Source organism: Asaia sp. HumB (assembly GCF_030263835.1).
Lineage (GTDB): Bacteria > Pseudomonadota > Alphaproteobacteria > Acetobacterales > Acetobacteraceae > Asaia > Asaia bogorensis.
The window spans coordinates 2,475,210-2,492,654 of record NZ_JARPML010000002.1 but is presented as its reverse complement, the minus strand read 5'-3'; the positions used below and the strand labels follow the sequence as shown (position 1 = coordinate 2,492,654).

The 17,445-nt window shown below is 61.5% G+C and carries 17 protein-coding genes and 1 pseudogene; 11 read left to right on the top strand and 7 right to left on the bottom strand.

Annotated features, from left to right (window positions below):
- Window positions 1-71: 71 nt before the first annotated feature.
- From P5689_RS12260 to P5689_RS12240, 5 genes are read right to left on the bottom strand one after another with little or no spacing between them, the layout of a single operon-like run.
- Window positions 72-521 (bottom strand): SufE family protein, encoded by a 450-nt coding sequence (locus P5689_RS12260; protein WP_285533362.1) that lies wholly within the window; start codon window positions 519-521, stop codon window positions 72-74.
- Window positions 518-1,834, bottom strand: a complete 1,317-nt coding sequence (hslU, locus tag P5689_RS12255) for an ATP-dependent protease ATPase subunit HslU (RefSeq protein ID WP_285533361.1) — start codon at window positions 1,832-1,834, stop codon at window positions 518-520. Before hslU ends, P5689_RS12260 begins: the two co-directional genes overlap by 4 nt.
- Window positions 1,834-2,415 carry an ATP-dependent protease subunit HslV gene (gene hslV / locus P5689_RS12250; RefSeq protein WP_285533360.1) on the bottom strand — a complete coding sequence of 194 codons (582 nt, stop codon included), beginning with the start codon at window positions 2,413-2,415 and terminating at the stop codon, window positions 1,834-1,836. The genes hslU and hslV overlap by 1 nt, the downstream gene beginning before the upstream one ends.
- 42 nt (window positions 2,416-2,457) lie before the next feature.
- Entirely contained in the window at window positions 2,458-4,383 is a 1,926-nt protein-coding gene (locus tag P5689_RS12245) for a response regulator (protein WP_285533359.1), read from the bottom strand.
- On the bottom strand, window positions 4,380-6,251 hold the full coding sequence (locus P5689_RS12240; RefSeq protein ID WP_023978121.1) for a response regulator: 1,872 nt from the start codon (window positions 6,249-6,251) through the stop codon (window positions 4,380-4,382). Before P5689_RS12240 ends, P5689_RS12245 begins: the two co-directional genes overlap by 4 nt.
- 310 nt (window positions 6,252-6,561) lie before the next feature.
- Here P5689_RS12240 and P5689_RS12235 point away from each other — a divergent pair, with 310 nt between their 5' ends.
- From P5689_RS12235 to P5689_RS12195, 9 genes are all read left to right on the top strand, one after another.
- Entirely contained in the window at window positions 6,562-7,002 is a 441-nt protein-coding gene (locus tag P5689_RS12235) for a hypothetical protein (protein ID WP_285533355.1), read from the top strand.
- A 19-nt stretch (window positions 7,003-7,021) separates the two neighbouring features.
- Entirely contained in the window at window positions 7,022-7,855 is an 834-nt protein-coding gene (locus P5689_RS12230; RefSeq protein WP_336718376.1) for an ATP-binding cassette domain-containing protein, read from the top strand.
- Window positions 7,852-8,760 (top strand): FtsX-like permease family protein, encoded by a 909-nt coding sequence (locus P5689_RS12225; RefSeq protein ID WP_285533354.1) that lies wholly within the window; start codon window positions 7,852-7,854, stop codon window positions 8,758-8,760. Before P5689_RS12230 ends, P5689_RS12225 begins: the two co-directional genes overlap by 4 nt.
- Window positions 8,757-9,347, top strand: a complete 591-nt coding sequence (locus P5689_RS12220; RefSeq protein WP_285533353.1) for a YdcF family protein — start codon at window positions 8,757-8,759, stop codon at window positions 9,345-9,347. The genes P5689_RS12225 and P5689_RS12220 overlap by 4 nt, the downstream gene beginning before the upstream one ends.
- Window positions 9,348-9,460: 113 nt before the next feature.
- Entirely contained in the window at window positions 9,461-10,204 is a 744-nt protein-coding gene (locus P5689_RS12215) for a lysophospholipid acyltransferase family protein (protein ID WP_285533352.1), read from the top strand.
- A 329-nt stretch (window positions 10,205-10,533) separates the two neighbouring features.
- Complete coding sequence (locus P5689_RS12210; protein ID WP_285533351.1) at window positions 10,534-11,562, top strand: hypothetical protein; 1,029 nt, start codon at window positions 10,534-10,536, stop codon at window positions 11,560-11,562.
- A gap of 88 nt (window positions 11,563-11,650) precedes the next feature.
- Complete coding sequence (locus P5689_RS12205; RefSeq protein ID WP_023978129.1) at window positions 11,651-13,060, top strand: cytochrome ubiquinol oxidase subunit I; 1,410 nt, start codon at window positions 11,651-11,653, stop codon at window positions 13,058-13,060.
- 9 nt (window positions 13,061-13,069) lie between these two features.
- Entirely contained in the window at window positions 13,070-14,092 is a 1,023-nt protein-coding gene (gene cydB, locus P5689_RS12200; RefSeq protein ID WP_122039049.1) for a cytochrome d ubiquinol oxidase subunit II, read from the top strand.
- Between the two features lie 174 nt (window positions 14,093-14,266).
- A complete protein-coding gene (locus P5689_RS12195) occupies window positions 14,267-14,401 on the top strand; it encodes a DUF2474 family protein (protein WP_122039115.1) in 135 nt (44 codons plus the stop codon).
- On the opposite strand, the gene P5689_RS12190 is transcribed toward P5689_RS12195, so the two are convergent.
- Together P5689_RS12190 and gloB are read right to left on the bottom strand one after the other, a co-directional pair.
- The gene (locus P5689_RS12190) at window positions 14,382-14,984 is read right to left on the bottom strand and encodes an HAD family phosphatase (protein WP_285533350.1); all 603 of its coding nucleotides are present in this window, start codon (window positions 14,982-14,984) and stop codon (window positions 14,382-14,384) included. The two genes, P5689_RS12195 and P5689_RS12190, sit on opposite strands and share 20 nt — an antisense overlap.
- A gap of 70 nt (window positions 14,985-15,054) precedes the next feature.
- Window positions 15,055-15,774: a hydroxyacylglutathione hydrolase gene (gene gloB / locus P5689_RS12185; protein ID WP_285533349.1), complete on the bottom strand. Its 720-nt coding sequence runs from the start codon at window positions 15,772-15,774 to the stop codon at window positions 15,055-15,057.
- A gap of 125 nt (window positions 15,775-15,899) precedes the next feature.
- Here gloB and P5689_RS12180 point away from each other — a divergent pair, with 125 nt between their 5' ends.
- Both P5689_RS12180 and P5689_RS12175 read left to right on the top strand, forming a co-directional pair.
- On the top strand, window positions 15,900-16,694 hold the full coding sequence (locus P5689_RS12180) for a methyltransferase (RefSeq protein WP_285533348.1): 795 nt from the start codon (window positions 15,900-15,902) through the stop codon (window positions 16,692-16,694).
- A 51-nt stretch (window positions 16,695-16,745) separates the two neighbouring features.
- Window positions 16,746-17,426, top strand: a pseudogene (locus P5689_RS12175) (phosphatidylserine decarboxylase); the annotation flags it as partial.
- Between the last annotated feature and the right edge of the window lie 19 nt (window positions 17,427-17,445).

Here is a 17,445-nt window from a genome sequence, read left to right as displayed (position 1 = left end):
GGGTTGTTCCATGTAAAAAAGGCCCGGTCTCCCGGGCCTTTTTTCTTGATTGCCGTTCTACCCTGTCGAAATCAGGCCCGGGCTCGGGCCCGTATGGCCTGGGCCATTGCCTCGACTCCATTGCCACGGTTGGTCGAGAGCGCCTTCACCAGTCCCAGATCATGCAGGAATGTCGGGTCCGTTGCCTCGATCTCCGCCCGGTCACGCCCGGAATAGACGCGCAGCAGCAAAGCTACCAACCCATTCACAATGGCCGCATCGGACGCACCAGCGAAGAACAGGCGGCCACCTGACTCATGCGCCTCAAGCCAGACCTGGCTTTGGCAGCCGGGCACACGATGACCATCATTCTGCCACGCAGCGGGAAAGGGCGGGAGGTTGCGCCCCATCTCGATGATGTATTCGTAGCGATCCATCCAGTCATCGAACAAGGCAAGTTCGTCGCTGATCGATGCAATGGCCTCCGCCGCCGTGCCATCCACGGGCTGGACGAAGGGGAGATCCGTTACCGCGCCGCTCACAGGATGAACCTGCTCAGATCGCCCTTGCGGGCCAGAGGCGCAACGCGCTCCTGCACATCCTGCGCGGTAATCACAACAGTATCCCCGCTCCGGTCAGACGCCCTGAAGGAAACATCTTCCAGCAGACGCTCCATGACCGTCGCAAGACGACGGGCACCGATATTCTCGACACGCTCATTGATGTCCGTCGCCAGTTCAGCGAGCGCATCCACCGCGCCATCCTCGAAGGAGAGCGTCAGATTCTCGGTGCCGAGAAGTGAGACATATTGCTTGAGCAGGGAGTGTTCGGGCTCGAGCAGAATGCGCTTGAGGTCCTCACGTGTCAGACCAGCTAGCTCGACGCGAATGGGCAGACGCCCCTGCAACTCAGGCAGCAGGTCCGAGGGCTTCGCCAGGTGAAAAGCCCCGGATGCGATGAACAGGATATGGTCGGTTTTCACCGGCCCGTATTTGGTGGTGACCGTCGTTCCCTCGATCAGCGGCAGAAGATCGCGCTGCACACCCTCACGCGAGATATCGCCACCCCGTCCACCGCCTTCACCCGAACGGGCGCAGACCTTGTCGATCTCATCGAGAAAGACGATGCCGTGATCCTGCGCATGACGCACTGCGTCCTGGGTCAGTGCGTCATTATCCACCAGCCGGTCGGCCTCCTCGCGGATCAGAAGCTGACGCGCGGCTGCGATCGTCAGGCGACGCTTCTGGGGCGAGCGGTTCATGAGGTTCTTCATGAGGTCGCCAAAGGCAGCGGCATTCATGACCGTGCCACCTGCCATGTCGGGCATCTCACCCGCGCCCGGCTCACGTCCCACCTGAATCTCGATTTCCTTGTCCTCGAGTTCGCCATTACGCAGCATCTGGCGGAACTTGGTCTTGGTGTCCGCCGTGGCCCCCTCACCGACCAGCGCATCGACAAGGCGGGATTCTGCAGCAAGCTCGGCCTTGGCATTCACGTCCTTGCGTCGGGCCTCACGCAGCATGGTGAGTGACACCTCGACCAGATCGCGCACGATGGATTCCACATCACGCCCGACATAGCCGACCTCGGTGAACTTGGTGGCCTCGACCTTCAGGAAAGGCGATTGTGCCAGACGCGCCAGACGGCGGGCGATCTCGGTCTTGCCGCAGCCGGTTGGCCCGATCATGAGGATATTCTTGGGCACGACCTCTTCACGCAACCCTTCGGGCAGTTGCGCACGGCGCCAGCGGTTACGCATGGCAATAGCGACAGCCCGCTTGGCCTCGTTCTGACCGATAATGAAGCGGTCGAGCTCGGAGACAATCTCACGCGGCGAGTAATTCGGAATTTCCATCACAGCGACTCTCCGCCCAGCAGTTCCACCCGGACCGAATGATTGGTGTAGACGCAGATATCGCCAGCAATCTTCATCGCACGGCGGGCCACATCCTCGGCACTCAGCCCCTCGATATCGATGAGCGCACGCGCGGCCGAAAGCGCGTAATTGCCGCCGGAGCCGATCGCGATGATTCCGTCCTCAGGCTCAAGCACGTCACCATTGCCGGTCAGTGTGAAGGAGCGATGGGCATCGGCCACCGCCATCATGGCCTCCAGCCGACGCAGATAGCGATCCGTGCGCCAGTCTTTCGCCAGATCGACACAGGCCCGTTCAAGCTGATCAGGATAGCGCTCCAGCTTGGCTTCGAGGCGCTCGAGCAGGGTGAAGGCATCGGCTGTTGCCCCGGCGAACCCGGCGAGAATCGAGTTCTTGGGCCCTATGCGCCGTACCTTGCGGGCATTGCCCTTGATGACCGTCTGGCCAAGCGTAACCTGCCCGTCACCCGCCATGGCAACCTGTCCATCGCGACGAACGCAAAGGATGGTGGTGCCATGCCAGCCAACAGGGTCGTGGGGGGAAGGGGAATGAGTGTGCATGCCTCTTCACATAAGCCCTGCGCGCAGAGAGACAAGCCCGCCCTATGCCCAGTTACGCAGCGTGGTGGCGATTGCCTGCCGTAACTCCACCGGGGTGAAGGGTTTGCCCAGCACGAAAGCATCGGCTGGGAGGTTTTCGGGGTCGGCATAACCACTGACGTAAAGCACCGGCAGAGCAGGATATGTCTCCGCCAGGATGGCGCCGCATTCGCGGCCGCCCATGCCTGGCATCAGCAGATCGAGCACAACCAGATCGAAATGTTCACCCGCAGCCAGGCAGGCAATCACATCCTTGCCATCCGCAACGCTGATCACCTCATGACCGTCCTGCGAGAGGAATTGCGCCGTAACGAGCCGCACACCGGGTTCATCATCAGCCAGCAACACACGCAGCTTGCGCGGCCCCGAAACAGCCTCGACCGCCTCCTGCTGCGCCCCTGCCGTAGCCTCATGGCTAACAGGCAGAAGCATGATCATGCGTGTGCCTTCGCCCGGCGTGCTTTCGACGCGGATATCCCCCCCGCTGCGCTGCAGGAACCCGTAGATGGTCGAAAGTCCCAGACCCGTGCCGCTTCCAAGGCCCTTCGTCGTGAAAAAAGGTTCGAAGATACGGCGCACGATCTCCGGCGGCATGCCGCAGCCCTGATCATCGACCGAGAGCACGACGCGCTCACCTTCAGGGGCATGAGCCTCATGGCTGAGCGCGACGCTGATGACACCGCCATCCGGCATGGCATCGCGGGCATTGATACAGAGGTTAAGCAGGGCCATTTCAAGCTGACCGGAGTCACTCATCACGGGGGGCATGACCAGATCACGCGGCACGGCAGAGAGATCGATCGTACAGCGCCCCGTTTCGCCGCGCAGATCGCTTGCCCGGCTCAGGCTCTGCACGATCAGGTCGTGCATGCTCCAGATCATCTCGACCAGATTGACCGGACGCAGCGCCATGGGTTTCGGTCGACCGAATTCGAGCAGACGGCGGGTAAGGACCGTGCCGCGGCGGGCCGATTCAAGGGCATTGTCGAAAAGCTTGGTCACGGTCGGGTTTACCGCAGGCGTCATGTCCTGCAGCAATTCGAGTGAGCCCAGCATGGCGGTCAGCAGGTTGTTGAAATCATGCGCAATCCCCCCGGCAAGTGTGCCAAGAGCATGCATCTTGTCATCCTGGCGCAGGCGCTCCTCCATGGCGAGGCGCTCTGTCACGTCGCGGTCGAGCATCATCTGCCAGCGCTGCGCGCTCGGGAAAGGGACACCCAGCGCATTGCGCGGCCAGGGCAGGGTCTGGCGCGTGATCTCGTGCCACCTCACCCCGTCAGCCGTCTGCTCCGACACCAGCCGCGAGACCTCGCCCTCGCTTCGGGTTTCCTCACGCATGGCGGCGATATCGGGCCGAAGGGCATCGTTGAACAGGGAGTCCTCAGCGATATCGCCCCTGCTATCCGGCGTGACCTCGACCTCGATGTTATGGCGCAGTACCGTGCCATCGGCCTCGGAAAACACGACATCCATCGGCACTGATTCCAGTGCACCATGCAAAAGCACGCGCTCCATCATCAATGCCCGCTCGAGGCGATGATGGGCTGCAACCTCACGTACCATCGCGCGCAGTGAGTCGGATTCCCACGGCTTGTGGGCATAGAACTGGATCCTGCCCTGATTGAGAGCGGCAACCACGGCGGCCAGATCAGCATAACCGGTCAGGAGAATTCCACGCGCATCGGAATAGTCCCGCGCCTTGCTCAGCATCACATCGCCCGTCATGTTGGGCATACGCTGATCGGAGACAATCACCGCGATATCGGGTGACTTGCGCAGGAATTCGAGCGCCTCGAGCGGGTCTGTACTGGAGAGAATATCGAATTCATCTTCCAGCAGATCGGTCAGCGCGACCAGAATTTCGGCTTCATCATCCACCAGGAGGATACGGCTCCTCCCGAATGGTACGCTCATTTCGGTCCGTTTCATGCGCTGCGTCCTATCGTCACCGGTCCCGTAGGGGTAAGGCGCACCGGAACGGAGAGCGTGAAACAGGCCCCCACATCGCGTCCACCCTCGAGATTCGCGTCCTCTATATCAATCGTGCCGCCATGCGCCTCGATCACGCCATAGGCAATCGCCAGCCCCAGCCCCGTTCCCATACCGACAGGCTTGGTCGTGAAGAACGGCTCGAACACACGGGCGCGCAGGGCGGCGGGCACACCCGGTCCGTCATCTGCCACGCTGATCACGTAATTTGCATCCGATCCCTCCTGCTTCAGAACGGTCCGGATCACGATTTTGCCGCTGGGCGCCCCGGCCTCAAGCCCTTCGGCCTCGGCGCGCGAGCGTATGGCATCGGCTGCGTTGCTGACGATATTCATGACCACCTGATGCAGAAGGGCCGGCTGGCAGACCAGCATGCGTGGGGCCGACAGATGGCGCTCCACCGTAATCTCGCGGCCGAATTTATGCGCCAGAAGGGCGAGCGCGGTATCGATTGCCTCAACCACGTCGGTATCCTGAAAAGCGCTCTCATCGAGCCGTGAGAAACGCCTCAGGCTCAGCACCAGATTCTGGATGCGCTGCAGCCCCAGCCGCATCGCGCCGATACGGCTCGAACATTTCTCGAGCAGCGCGAGCTGTGCTGGCAGAAGAGGCCCCTCGGACTCCGTAAGCCGCTGCAGGGCGCGTGCGATGGTTTCCTCATGCGCCAGGGTGAAGGCGAGCGGGTTGTTGATCTCGTGGGCGATGCCTGCCACGAGCTCGCCGAGCGAGGCCATCTTGGCTGTCTGCACCAGCTTGGCCTGTGTCTCGATCAGTCGCGCATTGGCATCGGCCAGTTCTGAATTGGCGTGGGCCAGCGCCTCGGCCATAGCGGCCTTGGCAGCGATGGCGCGGGCCTCGCTTTGCGCTGTCTGAAGCGCCACTTCGCGCACCTGACGCTTGATTTCCTGCTGCCTGATCTCGTCCTGCGCCAGCTTGCGACGCACCAGCACCCGGATGCGCAGCGCCAGAACATCGGGGGCGATGTCGCTGGGCACCAGGTCATCCAGCCCCGCATCGAACAGATCTGCCGCAGAGTGACGCCTGAACCGGTCAGCATCGACAATGCCGAGGATCCGGAAGGAAGTTCCTCCGGCCTCGAGCACATCCTGACGGCGCGCATCGAGACGGCGGCAGAAATTCACGCCATCGAGCAGGCGCGACGTAAGGTCGAGCACCAGACAATCCGGCCCCTCCTCGCCCCCGAGCCAGCCCCCATGAATCAGCTCGCCCGAGGCGGTAACCGTGGTGACCGTATGGCCATCGCGCCAGAGCAACTCCCCCAGAGACGCACCGGAGGAATCGCGCTCCCAATTGGCATTGTCGCTCGGCTCGTCCTCGAAATCCTCTGTATTTGGGCTCGTGACGATAACGATACGCGCCCGGCGGAAACGTCCCGCCTCTTCGGCCTGAAGAAAGTCCGAGCCCTCTCGCAGCAACGCACGGATACGTAGCACCAGCAGGTCAGGATGGGCCGATTTGGAGATATAGGCATCCGCGCCGCTTTCGAGCCCTTCACGCTCCAGTCCGGGGCCGACATCCTCGGTCAGCATCAGGATGGGGATCGAGCGCGTCTGGGCGTTCATGCGGAACTGACGCGCCATCTGCCCGCCATTCATGCCAGGTAGGTGGTAGTCAGCCACCACCAGATCCGGCAGGCCGTCATCAAGGCAGGTCAGGGCTTCTTCACCGCTGGCCACGCGCCGGACGACAAACCCTGCTTCTTCAAGCAGAAGCGTCAGGGCTTGCGCCTGTATATCCGACTCCTCAACGAGAAGGATTGCGGGGCGGGGCACATCTTGCAGGGTCATGAATGCACTGGTCTCATGAGTTTGCGGGGGTGATCAAGTTCGCCAGCGCCCTCAGGACGAAAAGAGTTCCTCTATCGTCTGGTGGTTGCAGGAATGGCGACATGTCGAAGGCTCATGCCATCCGGCCTGCTATGGGGTCCCTCACAACGCGGCATGTGCAGGTCTTGATGTTCATATGGAAGCAAGGCCGCATCTCAGGCTGATCATTGCATTTCGCCGCGCTGGCAGCTACCTCAGGATCAGACAATGTGGCCAGCCCTGACTGGACGCCACTTCATTCGTGCCCACCACGACAAGCTGGAAGCGCCCCATGGAAGTTTCGCCCCGCCCGTCCCTGTCACGCCTAGGCCAGCCGAGCGACGACCGCGAGCCCCGTGGCACAAACGGGCTTGGCATAGGCGGACGCAGCAGCAGCGGGCTTGCCGTCCTGCGTACGGCTTTCTGGGCTGTCTGCTACTTCGCCTTTTATTTCGCGCAGCAGGTGGCCGAGGTTCTGGCACCGCTTTGCCTCGTGCTTGGCATTGGCTGGATGGCCCTGCCCAAGGCTCTTTCGGCTATCACCACTGGCACCGCCTCGACCGACCCTCAGGCACAGGATGTCATGAATCACGTGGTCGGGAGCATTCCCGATCATCTTGCCATCGGCAGCCATGTGATGACGGCAAGCGGCCTTGTCTTCGATGGTTTCATGCTGATGGCCATCGCCGCCCTCGGTGCGACGGTTTCGGCCGTCGCCGCACGCAACATGTAACGACGCGACCGGGGCTTTCATGATCCGGTTTTACAACGTCAGCTATCGCCATGCCCTCCGTCGCCGTCTGGCCGGGCAACGCCAGATGGCGCGCCCGGTCCTTGAGGGACTCGATTTTACCATCCAGCAAGGCAGCTTCTACTGGCTGACCGGCCCCTCCGGCGCGGGCAAGTCCAGCCTGCTTCGCCTCGCCCATGCAGAGACTCTGCCAGAAAGCGGTACAGTCGAAATTCTCGGGGTCGCAACGGACCGGGCCAGCCGCCGCCAGTTGGCGCAGCTCAGGCAGCGCATCGGGTTCATCCCTCAGGATCTGCGCCTGCTTGGCGAACTGAACGTTTATGACAACATCGCCCTTCCTTTACGTCTGGCCGGTCAACCCGACAGCGCGATAAGGGGTGAGATCGGATCTATCCTCGACTGGCTCGATCTGGGGGCCAAATCGGACAGTCTGCCGGATGAGCTTTCAGGGGGAGAGCGACAGCGCGTTGCCATCGCCCGTGCTCTTGTAACCCGCCCGGCCCTGCTACTGGCGGACGAACCGACCAATGCCCTTGCTGAGTCGCAAAGCTGGCAACTCATCGAGGCATTGCGGGCTCTGAGCCGCGCAGGCACGACGGTCATCGTCGCCACGCATAACGAGTCGCTGCTGCGGGCCATGCCGCTGCCCTGTATCAGCCTGCGTAACGGCCGCCTCGAAAAAGCTGTCCCGCCCCCGGTGATGCATCCCCCGGACACGCACCCCACCGGCTTTCAACCCATGCCCCCGGGCGGCGATGTCAGCAACCATTCCGATGGCTCTGCCGCCTCATTCTCCCTCTCTGCCCCACACTCCCTGCGGGAGAGGGATCGATGAGCCGCAAGCTTCCTGATGGGCTGCATCTGGGCCGGCGCGACCAGGGGCTGATACCCCTGATCGCTGCTGTGGCGGCAATCGCAGCCCTTGCACTGGGCGGCTGGAATGCGGCGCGCGTTCTCTCTCGCGAATGGGACCACGGCGCCACGCGACAGGTCACGATCGAAATTCCGGATCTCACGGGCGATGCCGCAGACACAGCGCGCAAGCTGATTACCGTATTGAAGAGCGATCCCGGCATCGCCAGTGTTGAAATTCTGCCCGAGGCAAGGCTGCGCGATATCCTTCGCCCCTGGCTTGGCACGATGCAGGCCAGCCTGTCAGACCTGCCCGTCGTGCTCTCGATCACGCGACGCAGCGATGGCCCCGTCACCGATCTGCCAGTCATACTGGATACGATCGCGCCCTCAGCCATCATCGAGGAAAATGCCCGCTGGGGCGAGCGCCTGATGCTTCTTGGCCAGACTTTGCAGGCCTGTGCGTGGCTTGCCGTGTTGCTGGCCGGGTTTGCCACTGCTGGCGTGACCACACTTTCCGTGCGCATGACGCTGATTGCACGACGGCGCACTATTGAAATCCTTCATGGCCTCGGCGCCCGTGACGGGCTGATCGCACGACGCATCGCCTGGCGCAGTGCCCTGCTCGGGCTAAGCGGTGGGGTAATCGGCACGGCGCTCGGCGGGCTAATACTGGCCATACTCTATCACCTGTTGCTGCCCTTCATGGACCAGGTAGACGCCGGTGCAACAACGTGGCCCCAGAGCTATGAACAATGGCTTGCCTTGTCGGCAGCCATACCTCCAGCTCTGCTCCAGTCCCTCGCCTGTGTGCCGGTGCTCGTTGCTGCCCTAAGCTTCGTTGTGGCTCAGGGTACGGTGCGTCTGTGGTTGCGCCGGCTGCCATGAGATTCTGGCTGGCCGTTCCGTTTCTGGTGTTCGTTCTGGCCCTCGTCTGGTGCGCGGGGTTCGCCTGGTTTTGCGTCGATGCGCTCCACCCCGTATCCAATCCGGTACATTGTGACGGCATCGTTGCCCTGACCGGGGGGCGTGACCGTATCGAGGCCTCGCTTCAGCTGCTGGACAAGGGGGTTGGGCGCAAGCTTTTGATCTCCGGGGTTGGGCCCCATGCCACACTCAGCCAGCTCAGCGAACATGCACCGATATCGCTGACACCCGAACTGGCGTCGCGCATCACACTGGGCAGGCGTGCGGTGTCTACCATCGGCAACGGGTCGGAGACGGCTCAATGGGCCACGCAGAACCATATCCGCTCACTACTGGTCGTTACGGCGGGCTACCATATCCGACGGGCTATGGTTGAAATCCATCGCGCCGCACCGGAGGTCACGCTCCACCCCTACCCTGTCCGCTCACCGGCGCTGAGACGCAGCCCCAATCGCGCAACATTCAGCTTACTGCTGCACGAATACACCAAATGGATTGGCTCTCATCTGGGCCTCTCGCGGGGAATCAATCTCACTCCGCAGTCATGAACCCATCCGGGTGAAAACCGATTCCGGCCCCGAATCCCGCGCGGTGCCGTTTCCCTCCTGCCTCGTGATGCTCTAGTGAACATCGGATTCTCGAGACGCTACTGGGGGAGTGCATGATCCGGATACGCGCCTGGCTTTTCATGAGCTATTTCATCATCCTCACCCTGATCATGGGTGTGATCGCCATGCCCATACGCGCCCTACGACGCCAAAAGCTGGCCCTGCGCTATGCCCAGCTCTGGTCATCGCTCACCTTGCGCGGTCTGAGCCTGATCTGTCGCATACGCATCACCGTCATCGGCCGCGAGAACCTGCCTTCCGGGGCGTGCCTTGTCGCCTCGCAGCATCAGTCTTTCTTCGATGGCTTCATCTGGATGACCATTGCCGAACAGCCGGCCTATGTCATCAAGCAGGAGCTCATCCGCATACCGTTCATCGGTCCCATGCTGATCCTGTCCGGCATGGTGCCTGTCGAGCGCGCAGCGGGCGCAAAGGCACTCCGCGCCCTCATGAAGGCGACGCAGGAGCATTTTGATGAAGGCCGACAGATCATCATCTTCCCGGAAGGGACAAGAACCGTCCCTGGCGAGCGTGTTCCCCTTCAGCCCGGCGTAGTCGCGTTGGCCAAGCAGGCCGCTGTACCCGTCATCCCTGTCGCGACCAATTCCGGGCTGCACTGGCCGCGCCGTGGCTGGTTGATGACTCCGGGCGAAATCATCATTGCCATAGGAGAGGCCCTGCCTGCGAATGCCGGGAGGCACTCTCTGATCGACTCGATCTATAGGTCCTGGGACAAGCTTTGTGCGGCACACGATATGCCACACCCTGTGGATAACTCTGTGGACCTGGGACGCTGATCAGGGGGAATCCTGTGCGGAACACCGTGCATAACCCACATTGAACCGGTACGATCCTGAAAGGATCCAGCCGGGGCGGGCAAGAAAGCGAATCAAGAGACAATCGCCGCAAAAGCTAGGTTTTTCGTGCCTTGTGGCGCAAAGAACGGTGCGGAGGGGGCATCTAACACAGCCCCTTCCGCTTTCATAGCCCCGCGGAACAGACTCTTTTTTTTTCCTCATTCCATCCGTTCTCAGCTTTGGGGATAAAATGTGCAGTTTCTCGCGACAACTGTGAAACCTGACTACAGAACCTTCCAATTGCGCAGTATTCATCGGACCAATCCGAGATGAGGAAAGGGCTCTTCTTCACCATAATCGGTGTTACGTCCCTGTTACTCTCGATACAGGTTCTGGACGCCTATCGAATCAGTCAGATCGACCGACAGATCGTGAAGCTGTCCGCGACGGCGCGGGCAGAGGGTTGGCAATTTGAGTGGCAGGAGAAAGCACGCCAATGGCGCCCGTGGGGGTCACGCATCGTGCTGACTGCCCCCCTGATAGGCCGTGCTTCCGGAGAGGGCTGGACCGGGCGATCCCTTACGATCACACCCGGCTGGAGGCATCCGTTAGCAGCGTCATTCACGAATGAGGGTGCACAAATCCTGCGCCCCGGTGGCGATGTCGTGCTCAGTGCTGGTGGTGGATCGGGCTGGTTCGACCCGTCGCGGCAGGTGATCATCTATCGCACGGCAGGTGTGACGGCATCGGGGCTACCGATATCGGGAATCGACACGCTCACGCTACGCGATATCACCGCGCGGTTCCTGCCCGGCGGGCGGAGCGCCGACCCCTCTCTGGCATGGAGCCTGGACCTGCGCGCAGACAGGGTAGAACCTAAGCTGAGCGCCACGCGGGGCAGCGGCAGCCTGACGCCCAGCCTGCTGGACCTCCGCGCTGCACTGCCTGAAGCGCGGTATTTCCACCTCGTTCTCGCCGCACTGCACCGGACGAGTGATGGACACGATCTGAGCGACCGTCCTGCCGGTTTGAACCAATATGTGGGTTATGAACGCTTTTTAATTCAGGAGGCATCTTTCACGCTCGGCCCCCTCTCTGTTGTTGCCCGCGGAACCCTTTCAGATGCCGGACAAGGCACGGTATGGGCCCATCTCACCGGCTTGCAGGGCTTCGCCCGTTACTGGGTCGCTCATACACCGCAAGCCCTGCGGAATAACCCGGACTACGCGCGCCTTCTGGCGGGGCTTGATGAACAAACCGCAAGGATACCGGACCATCTGGACCTTCCCATTCCGCTCGGTCCCGATGACATTTTATTGCAAAATCACATTTCCGCGATAATAACAGGGCATTATTGATGAACCGGAGGGGAAGCTGACGCCTTATGGGCGGTGGCAGTTAACCATTCCCCTTCACGACTGGCCTTGATGGCCGCGGATCCCTGCAATGCCTGACATGAGTGCTCTCTTCCTCGCACGATTGCAATTCGCGTTTACCGTCGGATTCCATATCGTCTTTCCCGCCTTCTCCATTGGCCTGGCCGCGTTTCTGGCTGTGCTCGAGGGGCTCTGGCTCAAGACGGACAAACCCGTCTATCTCGACCTCTTCAAATACTGGCTGCGCGTCTTTTCCGTGGTGTTTGCCATGGGTGTCGTTTCCGGCCTCGTCATGTCCTATGAGTTCGGCACCAACTGGTCGCAATTCTCGCAAAAGGCCGGACCGATCCTTGGCCCGATGCTGGCTTATGAGGTCATGACGGCCTTCTTTCTTGAGGCCGGGTTCCTTGGCGTCATGATGTTCGGCCTCAACCGCGTGGGCAAGCGGCTGCATTTCGCTGCAACCTGCATGGTCTCGATCGGCACATTGATCTCCATGAGCTGGATCCTGGCTTCCAATTCCTGGATGCAGACACCGCAGGGCTACAAGATTGATGCCGCAACAGGCCGCTTCCTGCCGGCCGACTGGTTCGCCATCGTCTTCAACCCCTCCTTCCCGTTCCGCCTCGTCCATATGGCGCTCGCCGCGTTCCTTTGCGTGGCGTTCATCGTGGGTGGCGTCGGCGCGTGGCATCTTCTCAAGGCCAAGCGTCAGAAGCGCCAGCCGACCGATGCCGTTAAGGTCATGTTCTCCATGGCGATGTGGATGGCTGCCATCGTGGCACCGCTCCAGATCCTGGCGGGTGACGCCCACGGCCTGAACACGCTGAAATACCAGCCCGCCAAGATCGCGGCGATGGAAGGCGACTGGGAGAGCGAGAGCCGTGCGCCCGAATTGCTGTTCGGCGTGCCGGATATGGAACATGAGGTGACACGCTACAAGATCGGTATCCCGCTGGTGGGCTCACTGATCCTGACGCACAGCCTCGACGGCAAGGTACCGGGTCTCAAGGATTTCCCGAAAGACCAGCGCGCGCCGATGTATGTGGTGTTCTACACCTTCCGCGTGATGGTGGCTCTTGGCAGCCTGATGGCCCTACTTGGGTTCTTCTCGCTGTTCCTGCGCTGGAAGGGCGGGTTCTATACCAACCCGATCCTGCTGCGCGGCGCCTTGCTCATGACGCCTGCCGGGTTCATCGCCCTGCTGTGCGGCTGGGTCACGACCGAAGTGGGCCGCCAGCCCTTCACAATCTACGGGCTGCTGCGCACCGTCGACAGCGTCTCACCCGTGACACTGCCGAACATGGAAATGTCCATGGTGGCCTTCGTCATCGTCTATTTCATCGTCTTTACCGCCGGTATCGGCATCCTGCTGCGCGATTTTGCCAAGGAACCCAGCTCGAACGAGCCTGAGCCCCCGCGCGATCAGCCGCATCGTGCCGCTGGTATCACCCAAGTCTCTCACCACCCGGCGGAGTAAGCGTTTACCATGAATACCCTCGCCTATTGGTTGCCCATCATCTGGGCAACCCTCGCGGCTCTGGCCATCTTCATCTATGTCTGTCTCGACGGGTTCGATCTGGGCATTGGCATCCTGTTCCTCGGCGAGCATCGCAAGGAACATCGCGATGTCATGGTCAACACCATCGCCCCGGTCTGGGACGGTAACGAAACCTGGATGATCTTCGGAGGTGCTACGCTTTATGGCGTGTTCCCCGTCGCCTATGGCACGATCCTCCCCGCGCTTTACCTGCCGATCCTGTTCATGCTGCTCGCGCTGATCCTGCGTGGCGTGGCGTTTGAATTCCGTGTGAAGGCAAGCGGCATTTTCGGCATGGGGTTCTGGGATCGCTCCTTTTGCTTCGGCTCACTTGTTGCCTCTGTCATGCAGGGCATCATTCTGGGTGAGCTCATCATGGGCGTGAAGGTCGAGAACAACACCTTCGTCGGCAGTGCGTGGGACTGGGTTGCCCCCTTCCCGCTCTTCTGCGGCTTTGCCGTGGCGGTTGGCTACACCCTGCTTGGTGCAACCTGGCTGGTCTGGCGCACGGAAACCGATCTGAAGGCGGTCATGCAGCGCCTCTCCGCGCCGCTGGGCCTCGGCATGCTGGTGCTGATCGCCATCGTGTCGGTCTGGACGCCCTATCTGCACGCCAATTACATGCATCGCTGGACCGATTTCCCTGAAATCGTCTGGGTTGCGCCCGTACCCGTCGCGGTGATCGTGCTCGCTGCACTGTTCTTCCTGTCGCTGCGCAAGCAGGCAACGCGCCTCACGCCGTTCCTCTGCGCGCTGGGCTGGTTCTTTCTGTGCTTCTCGGGTCTGGGCATCAATGTCTGGCCCTATATCGTGCCGCCCACGGTCACGATCTGGTCGGCTTCCTCGCCGCCGGAAAGCCAGCTTTTCCTGCTGGTCGGCGCATCGATCCTGCTGCCAATCATCCTGGCCTATACGATCTATTCCTACTGGGTGTTCCGCGGCACGGTGACCGCCGATCATCATTACCACTGACGCCGGGCCGGGCCTGACTCAATGTCACCCTCATGAGATCAACCCGGTCCTGAACGGGCATGGATCTCATGAGGGGCCTGCCCCCCGGGCTTTTCATCGCCCGGGCTCAGATGTTCTAAACATCGGTCAGGCTATTTCTGGTCAGCCTGCCACTTCGCCAGAGGAGTTATGACAATGCCTGCTTCTCCAGCCCCTTCCTCCTCCTTCCTTGCCCGTCTCGGCTGGTTTGTCGGGCTCTGGGCAGGCGGGGTCGTGACACTGGCTATTGTCGCAACCCTGCTCAGGATCATCATTTTTCATCAATGGTAAGATGAGGCCGCACGTCGACAGCCCTCATCCCGGCATTATGGGCAGCCTCAAGCCCTTCCTCCGTGTCCTCGAAAACGAGACAGCGTGAGGGGGTGACACCGAGCTTGCTGGCGGCCAGCAGATAGAGATCAGGGGCCGGTTTGGGATGGGTCACATCCTCCACCGTCACCACGCAATCGAACAGTTCCAGCAAATCGAGCGTACGCAGTGTCGCGGTCACGATCGATTTGAGCCCGGCCGAGGCCACGGCCATCGGAACGTGGCCGAAATGGCTGCGGGCTATCTCGGCTGTGAAACTGTGCTCACGCAGCACATCAAGATGGGCTTCGTAGAGCACACGGCAACGGGCAAGCAGCGCCGCCCGGTCGAGTGTCACACCAAACGCCTTCTCATACGCGTCGAACAGCTTGCTGCTCGAAAGCCCGGTGCGGGCGTAGTACCACTCTGACGTGAGAACCTGCCCCTGCTCCGCCAGCGCTTCCTTAAACGTCAGGAAGTGGACGGGGAGCGTGTCCGCGATTGTCCCATCGCAATCGAAGATGATGGCGTCAAAATCGTAATCGTTCAGATTGAAAGTCGTCACCTGATCTGCCTTTCGCCAGCGTACCAGCGGTCTGTTGTCTGACTCGACCTCCCCATAAGGAAGCCGTCTCTTAGAAGTGGTCCTTCGCCTGGCGCAGCCTGCCCAGTTCACTGCTGTCAGGGGCACGCAGGAAAGGATTGGTCTCGCGCTCAAGCCCAAGCCGCACCGGCAGGCTGGGGCGTCCCTCGGCACGAAGCGCCTCGACTTCAGCAGCACGCTGCCGCAGCGCCTCGTTTGTCGGGTCGATACTCAGCGCAAAAGCAGCATTGCTCTGCGTGTATTCATGACCGCAATACACGAGCGTGTCATCCGGCAGGGGGTCGAAGCGGTGAAGGCTGGTGAACATCTCTTCCGCCGTCCCCTCCAGAAGGCGACCGCACCCGAGGCTGAACAACGTGTCACCACAGAACAGCGCGGGGACAGAGCGGAAATAGAAGGAGATATGCCCACGCGCATGACCGGGGGTGGCAATGACCTTCCCCAAATCATGACCCACAGCAATACGGTCCTCGTCATGCAACAACAGATCGAGTGGTGGCAAGCGGGCCTGATCTGCCTCCGCGCCGGCGATACGGGCACCGTATTTCTGGCGCAAGGCCTCGGCGCCTCCAATATGATCGGCGTGATGATGGGTAAGAAGAATGAGGTCGAGACGACCGTCACCAATCACTTCCGCGACCGGATCGGACTCGCCGGGGTCAACGACGGCAACGATTCCTGTCTGCGGGTCGGTCAGAAGCCAGGCATAATTATCGCGTGCGAAAGGTACGGCTTTGATCTGTAGGCTCATGGTGCAGCTTTCCTGTTCCTGCAGTGTGTTCCGGCGTTAGCTAAGAGAGATATTACGCCTCGCTGATCGAGAACGCATCATCAGCCCCTCTGGCCCAATAGGGAGGTTCGGTCTAGCGTGTCCCCATGCCCAAGCGCCCACCCCAGTTCGTCCCTCCCGATGCTGCCGGCTTTTATGCCAGCCGGCGCGGCGATCAGGTCAATGCTCTGCTCATGGCGCAACTGGCAGGCCTGCTGCCCGACCCGACCGGGCTACGCGTTCTGGGTCTTGGCTATGCGCAGCCTCTCCTGTCCCAATGGCGTGGGCTCGGACGGGCACGATGGGTGGCGTCGGCCCAGCTGGACACGCCGCTGACCCGGCGCGCGCCGCTGGACAATCATGGCGGCTTTGCCGTGCCTTCATGCCTTGTGGCGTCCGATGCCCTGCCCTTCGATGATCTGGGTATCGATCTGGTAGTGATGGTGCATGGGCTCGAACTGGCCAACCCCCATCCCCTGCTGCGCATGGTCTGGAAGGTCCTTGCCGATCATGGCCGGCTGATTCTTGTTGTCCCGAACCGGACAGGTCTTGCCGCCAAGGACGATACGTCGCCTTTCGGTCATGGCAGCCCGTTTTCGGCCAGCCAGCTCGATCGCGCCCTGCAACGCGCCCTGTTTCGCGCCGAAAGCACGGCCACCGCGCTCAGCGCCCCTCTGGCGCTGCTGAAGCTGGGTGAGCAGGCGGCTCTCATGGCCGATCGGGCGACGGGATTGCTGGGGCGCAGGCTGGGGGGCGTGCATCTGGTGAATGCGTGCAAGGATCTCTATTCCGGCATGCCGGTTGAGGCTGAACGCGCCAAGCTCGCTTTTGGCAGGCGCGTCACCACATTGGCGAGCTCTGCCAGCAGCTGTGACAGCCTGAGTGAAAAACCGGGCAGCTAGGGCCGAAAACAGGCAAAGCTTGACCCAAAACTAAGGTGTCGTAAGACTGCGCCCATGTCCCTGATTCAATCGATCAAATCCGTTCTGGCGCCGCCTCACCGCGCTGCCTTCCCCTTTCTCGCACTGACGGGAGGGTTGACCCTGCTCGGCCGCGCAACGCCCTGGCGCGCCACGCGCCTGATTGGCAATGTGGCTCTGGGCGGGTTCGGATTCTGCCTTTACTTCTTCCGCGATCCAAAGCGTTTTCCGCCGGCGCGCACCGATCTGGCCCTGGCCCCCGCAGATGGTCGCGTGGTATCGGTCGAACTCGCGACGCCACCCGCAGCGCTGGGTATGGGCAGTGAGCCTGTGTGGCGCGTGGCAACCTTCCTTTCGGTGCTGAACGTGCATATCAATCGTATGCCCGCAGCCGGCACGGTCACGAAAATTGCCTATCACGCCGGGCAGTTCCTCAATGCCAGCCTCGACAAGGCCTCTGACCTCAATGAACGCAACGAAGTTCGCCTGACGCTCGAGGATGGCCGTCACATGGCCATCGTGCAGATCGCCGGGCTGATTGCACGTCGTATCGTCTGCTATGTGGACGAGGGCAGCGCTGTGGAACCGGGTGATCGCTTTGGCCTGATCCGCTTTGGTTCGCGCACCGATCTCTATCTGCCGCCGGGCGTGACGCCGCTTGTCAGCACCGGACAAACCATGGTCGGTGGCGAAACCGTCATCGCCCATCTCTGAGCCTGTAAGCCCCGTGTCA

Excerpts from the sequence above, each read along its gene's own strand:
- P5689_RS12210 (WP_285533351.1), top strand. The coding sequence starts at position 10,534 with ATGAGGAAAGGGCTCTTCTTCACCATAATCGGTGTTACGTCCCTGTTA.
- hslU (WP_285533361.1), bottom strand. The coding sequence starts at position 1,834 with ATGGAAATTCCGAATTACTCGCCGCGTGAGATTGTCTCCGAGCTCGAC.
- P5689_RS12235 (WP_285533355.1), top strand. The coding sequence starts at position 6,562 with ATGGAAGTTTCGCCCCGCCCGTCCCTGTCACGCCTAGGCCAGCCGAGC.
- gloB (WP_285533349.1), bottom strand. The coding sequence starts at position 15,774 with ATGAGCCTACAGATCAAAGCCGTACCTTTCGCACGCGATAATTATGCC.
- cydB (WP_122039049.1), top strand. The coding sequence starts at position 13,070 with ATGAATACCCTCGCCTATTGGTTGCCCATCATCTGGGCAACCCTCGCG.
- P5689_RS12245 (WP_285533359.1), bottom strand. The coding sequence starts at position 4,383 with ATGAAACGGACCGAAATGAGCGTACCATTCGGGAGGAGCCGTATCCTC.
- hslV (WP_285533360.1), bottom strand. The coding sequence starts at position 2,415 with ATGCACACTCATTCCCCTTCCCCCCACGACCCTGTTGGCTGGCATGGC.
- P5689_RS12220 (WP_285533353.1), top strand. The coding sequence starts at position 8,757 with ATGAGATTCTGGCTGGCCGTTCCGTTTCTGGTGTTCGTTCTGGCCCTC.
- P5689_RS12240 (WP_023978121.1), bottom strand. The coding sequence starts at position 6,251 with ATGACCCTGCAAGATGTGCCCCGCCCCGCAATCCTTCTCGTTGAGGAG.
- P5689_RS12180 (WP_285533348.1), top strand. The coding sequence starts at position 15,900 with ATGCCCAAGCGCCCACCCCAGTTCGTCCCTCCCGATGCTGCCGGCTTT.
- P5689_RS12230 (WP_336718376.1), top strand. The coding sequence starts at position 7,022 with ATGATCCGGTTTTACAACGTCAGCTATCGCCATGCCCTCCGTCGCCGT.
- P5689_RS12205 (WP_023978129.1), top strand. The coding sequence starts at position 11,651 with ATGCCTGACATGAGTGCTCTCTTCCTCGCACGATTGCAATTCGCGTTT.
- P5689_RS12215 (WP_285533352.1), top strand. The coding sequence starts at position 9,461 with ATGATCCGGATACGCGCCTGGCTTTTCATGAGCTATTTCATCATCCTC.
- P5689_RS12195 (WP_122039115.1), top strand. The coding sequence starts at position 14,267 with ATGCCTGCTTCTCCAGCCCCTTCCTCCTCCTTCCTTGCCCGTCTCGGC.
- P5689_RS12225 (WP_285533354.1), top strand. The coding sequence starts at position 7,852 with ATGAGCCGCAAGCTTCCTGATGGGCTGCATCTGGGCCGGCGCGACCAG.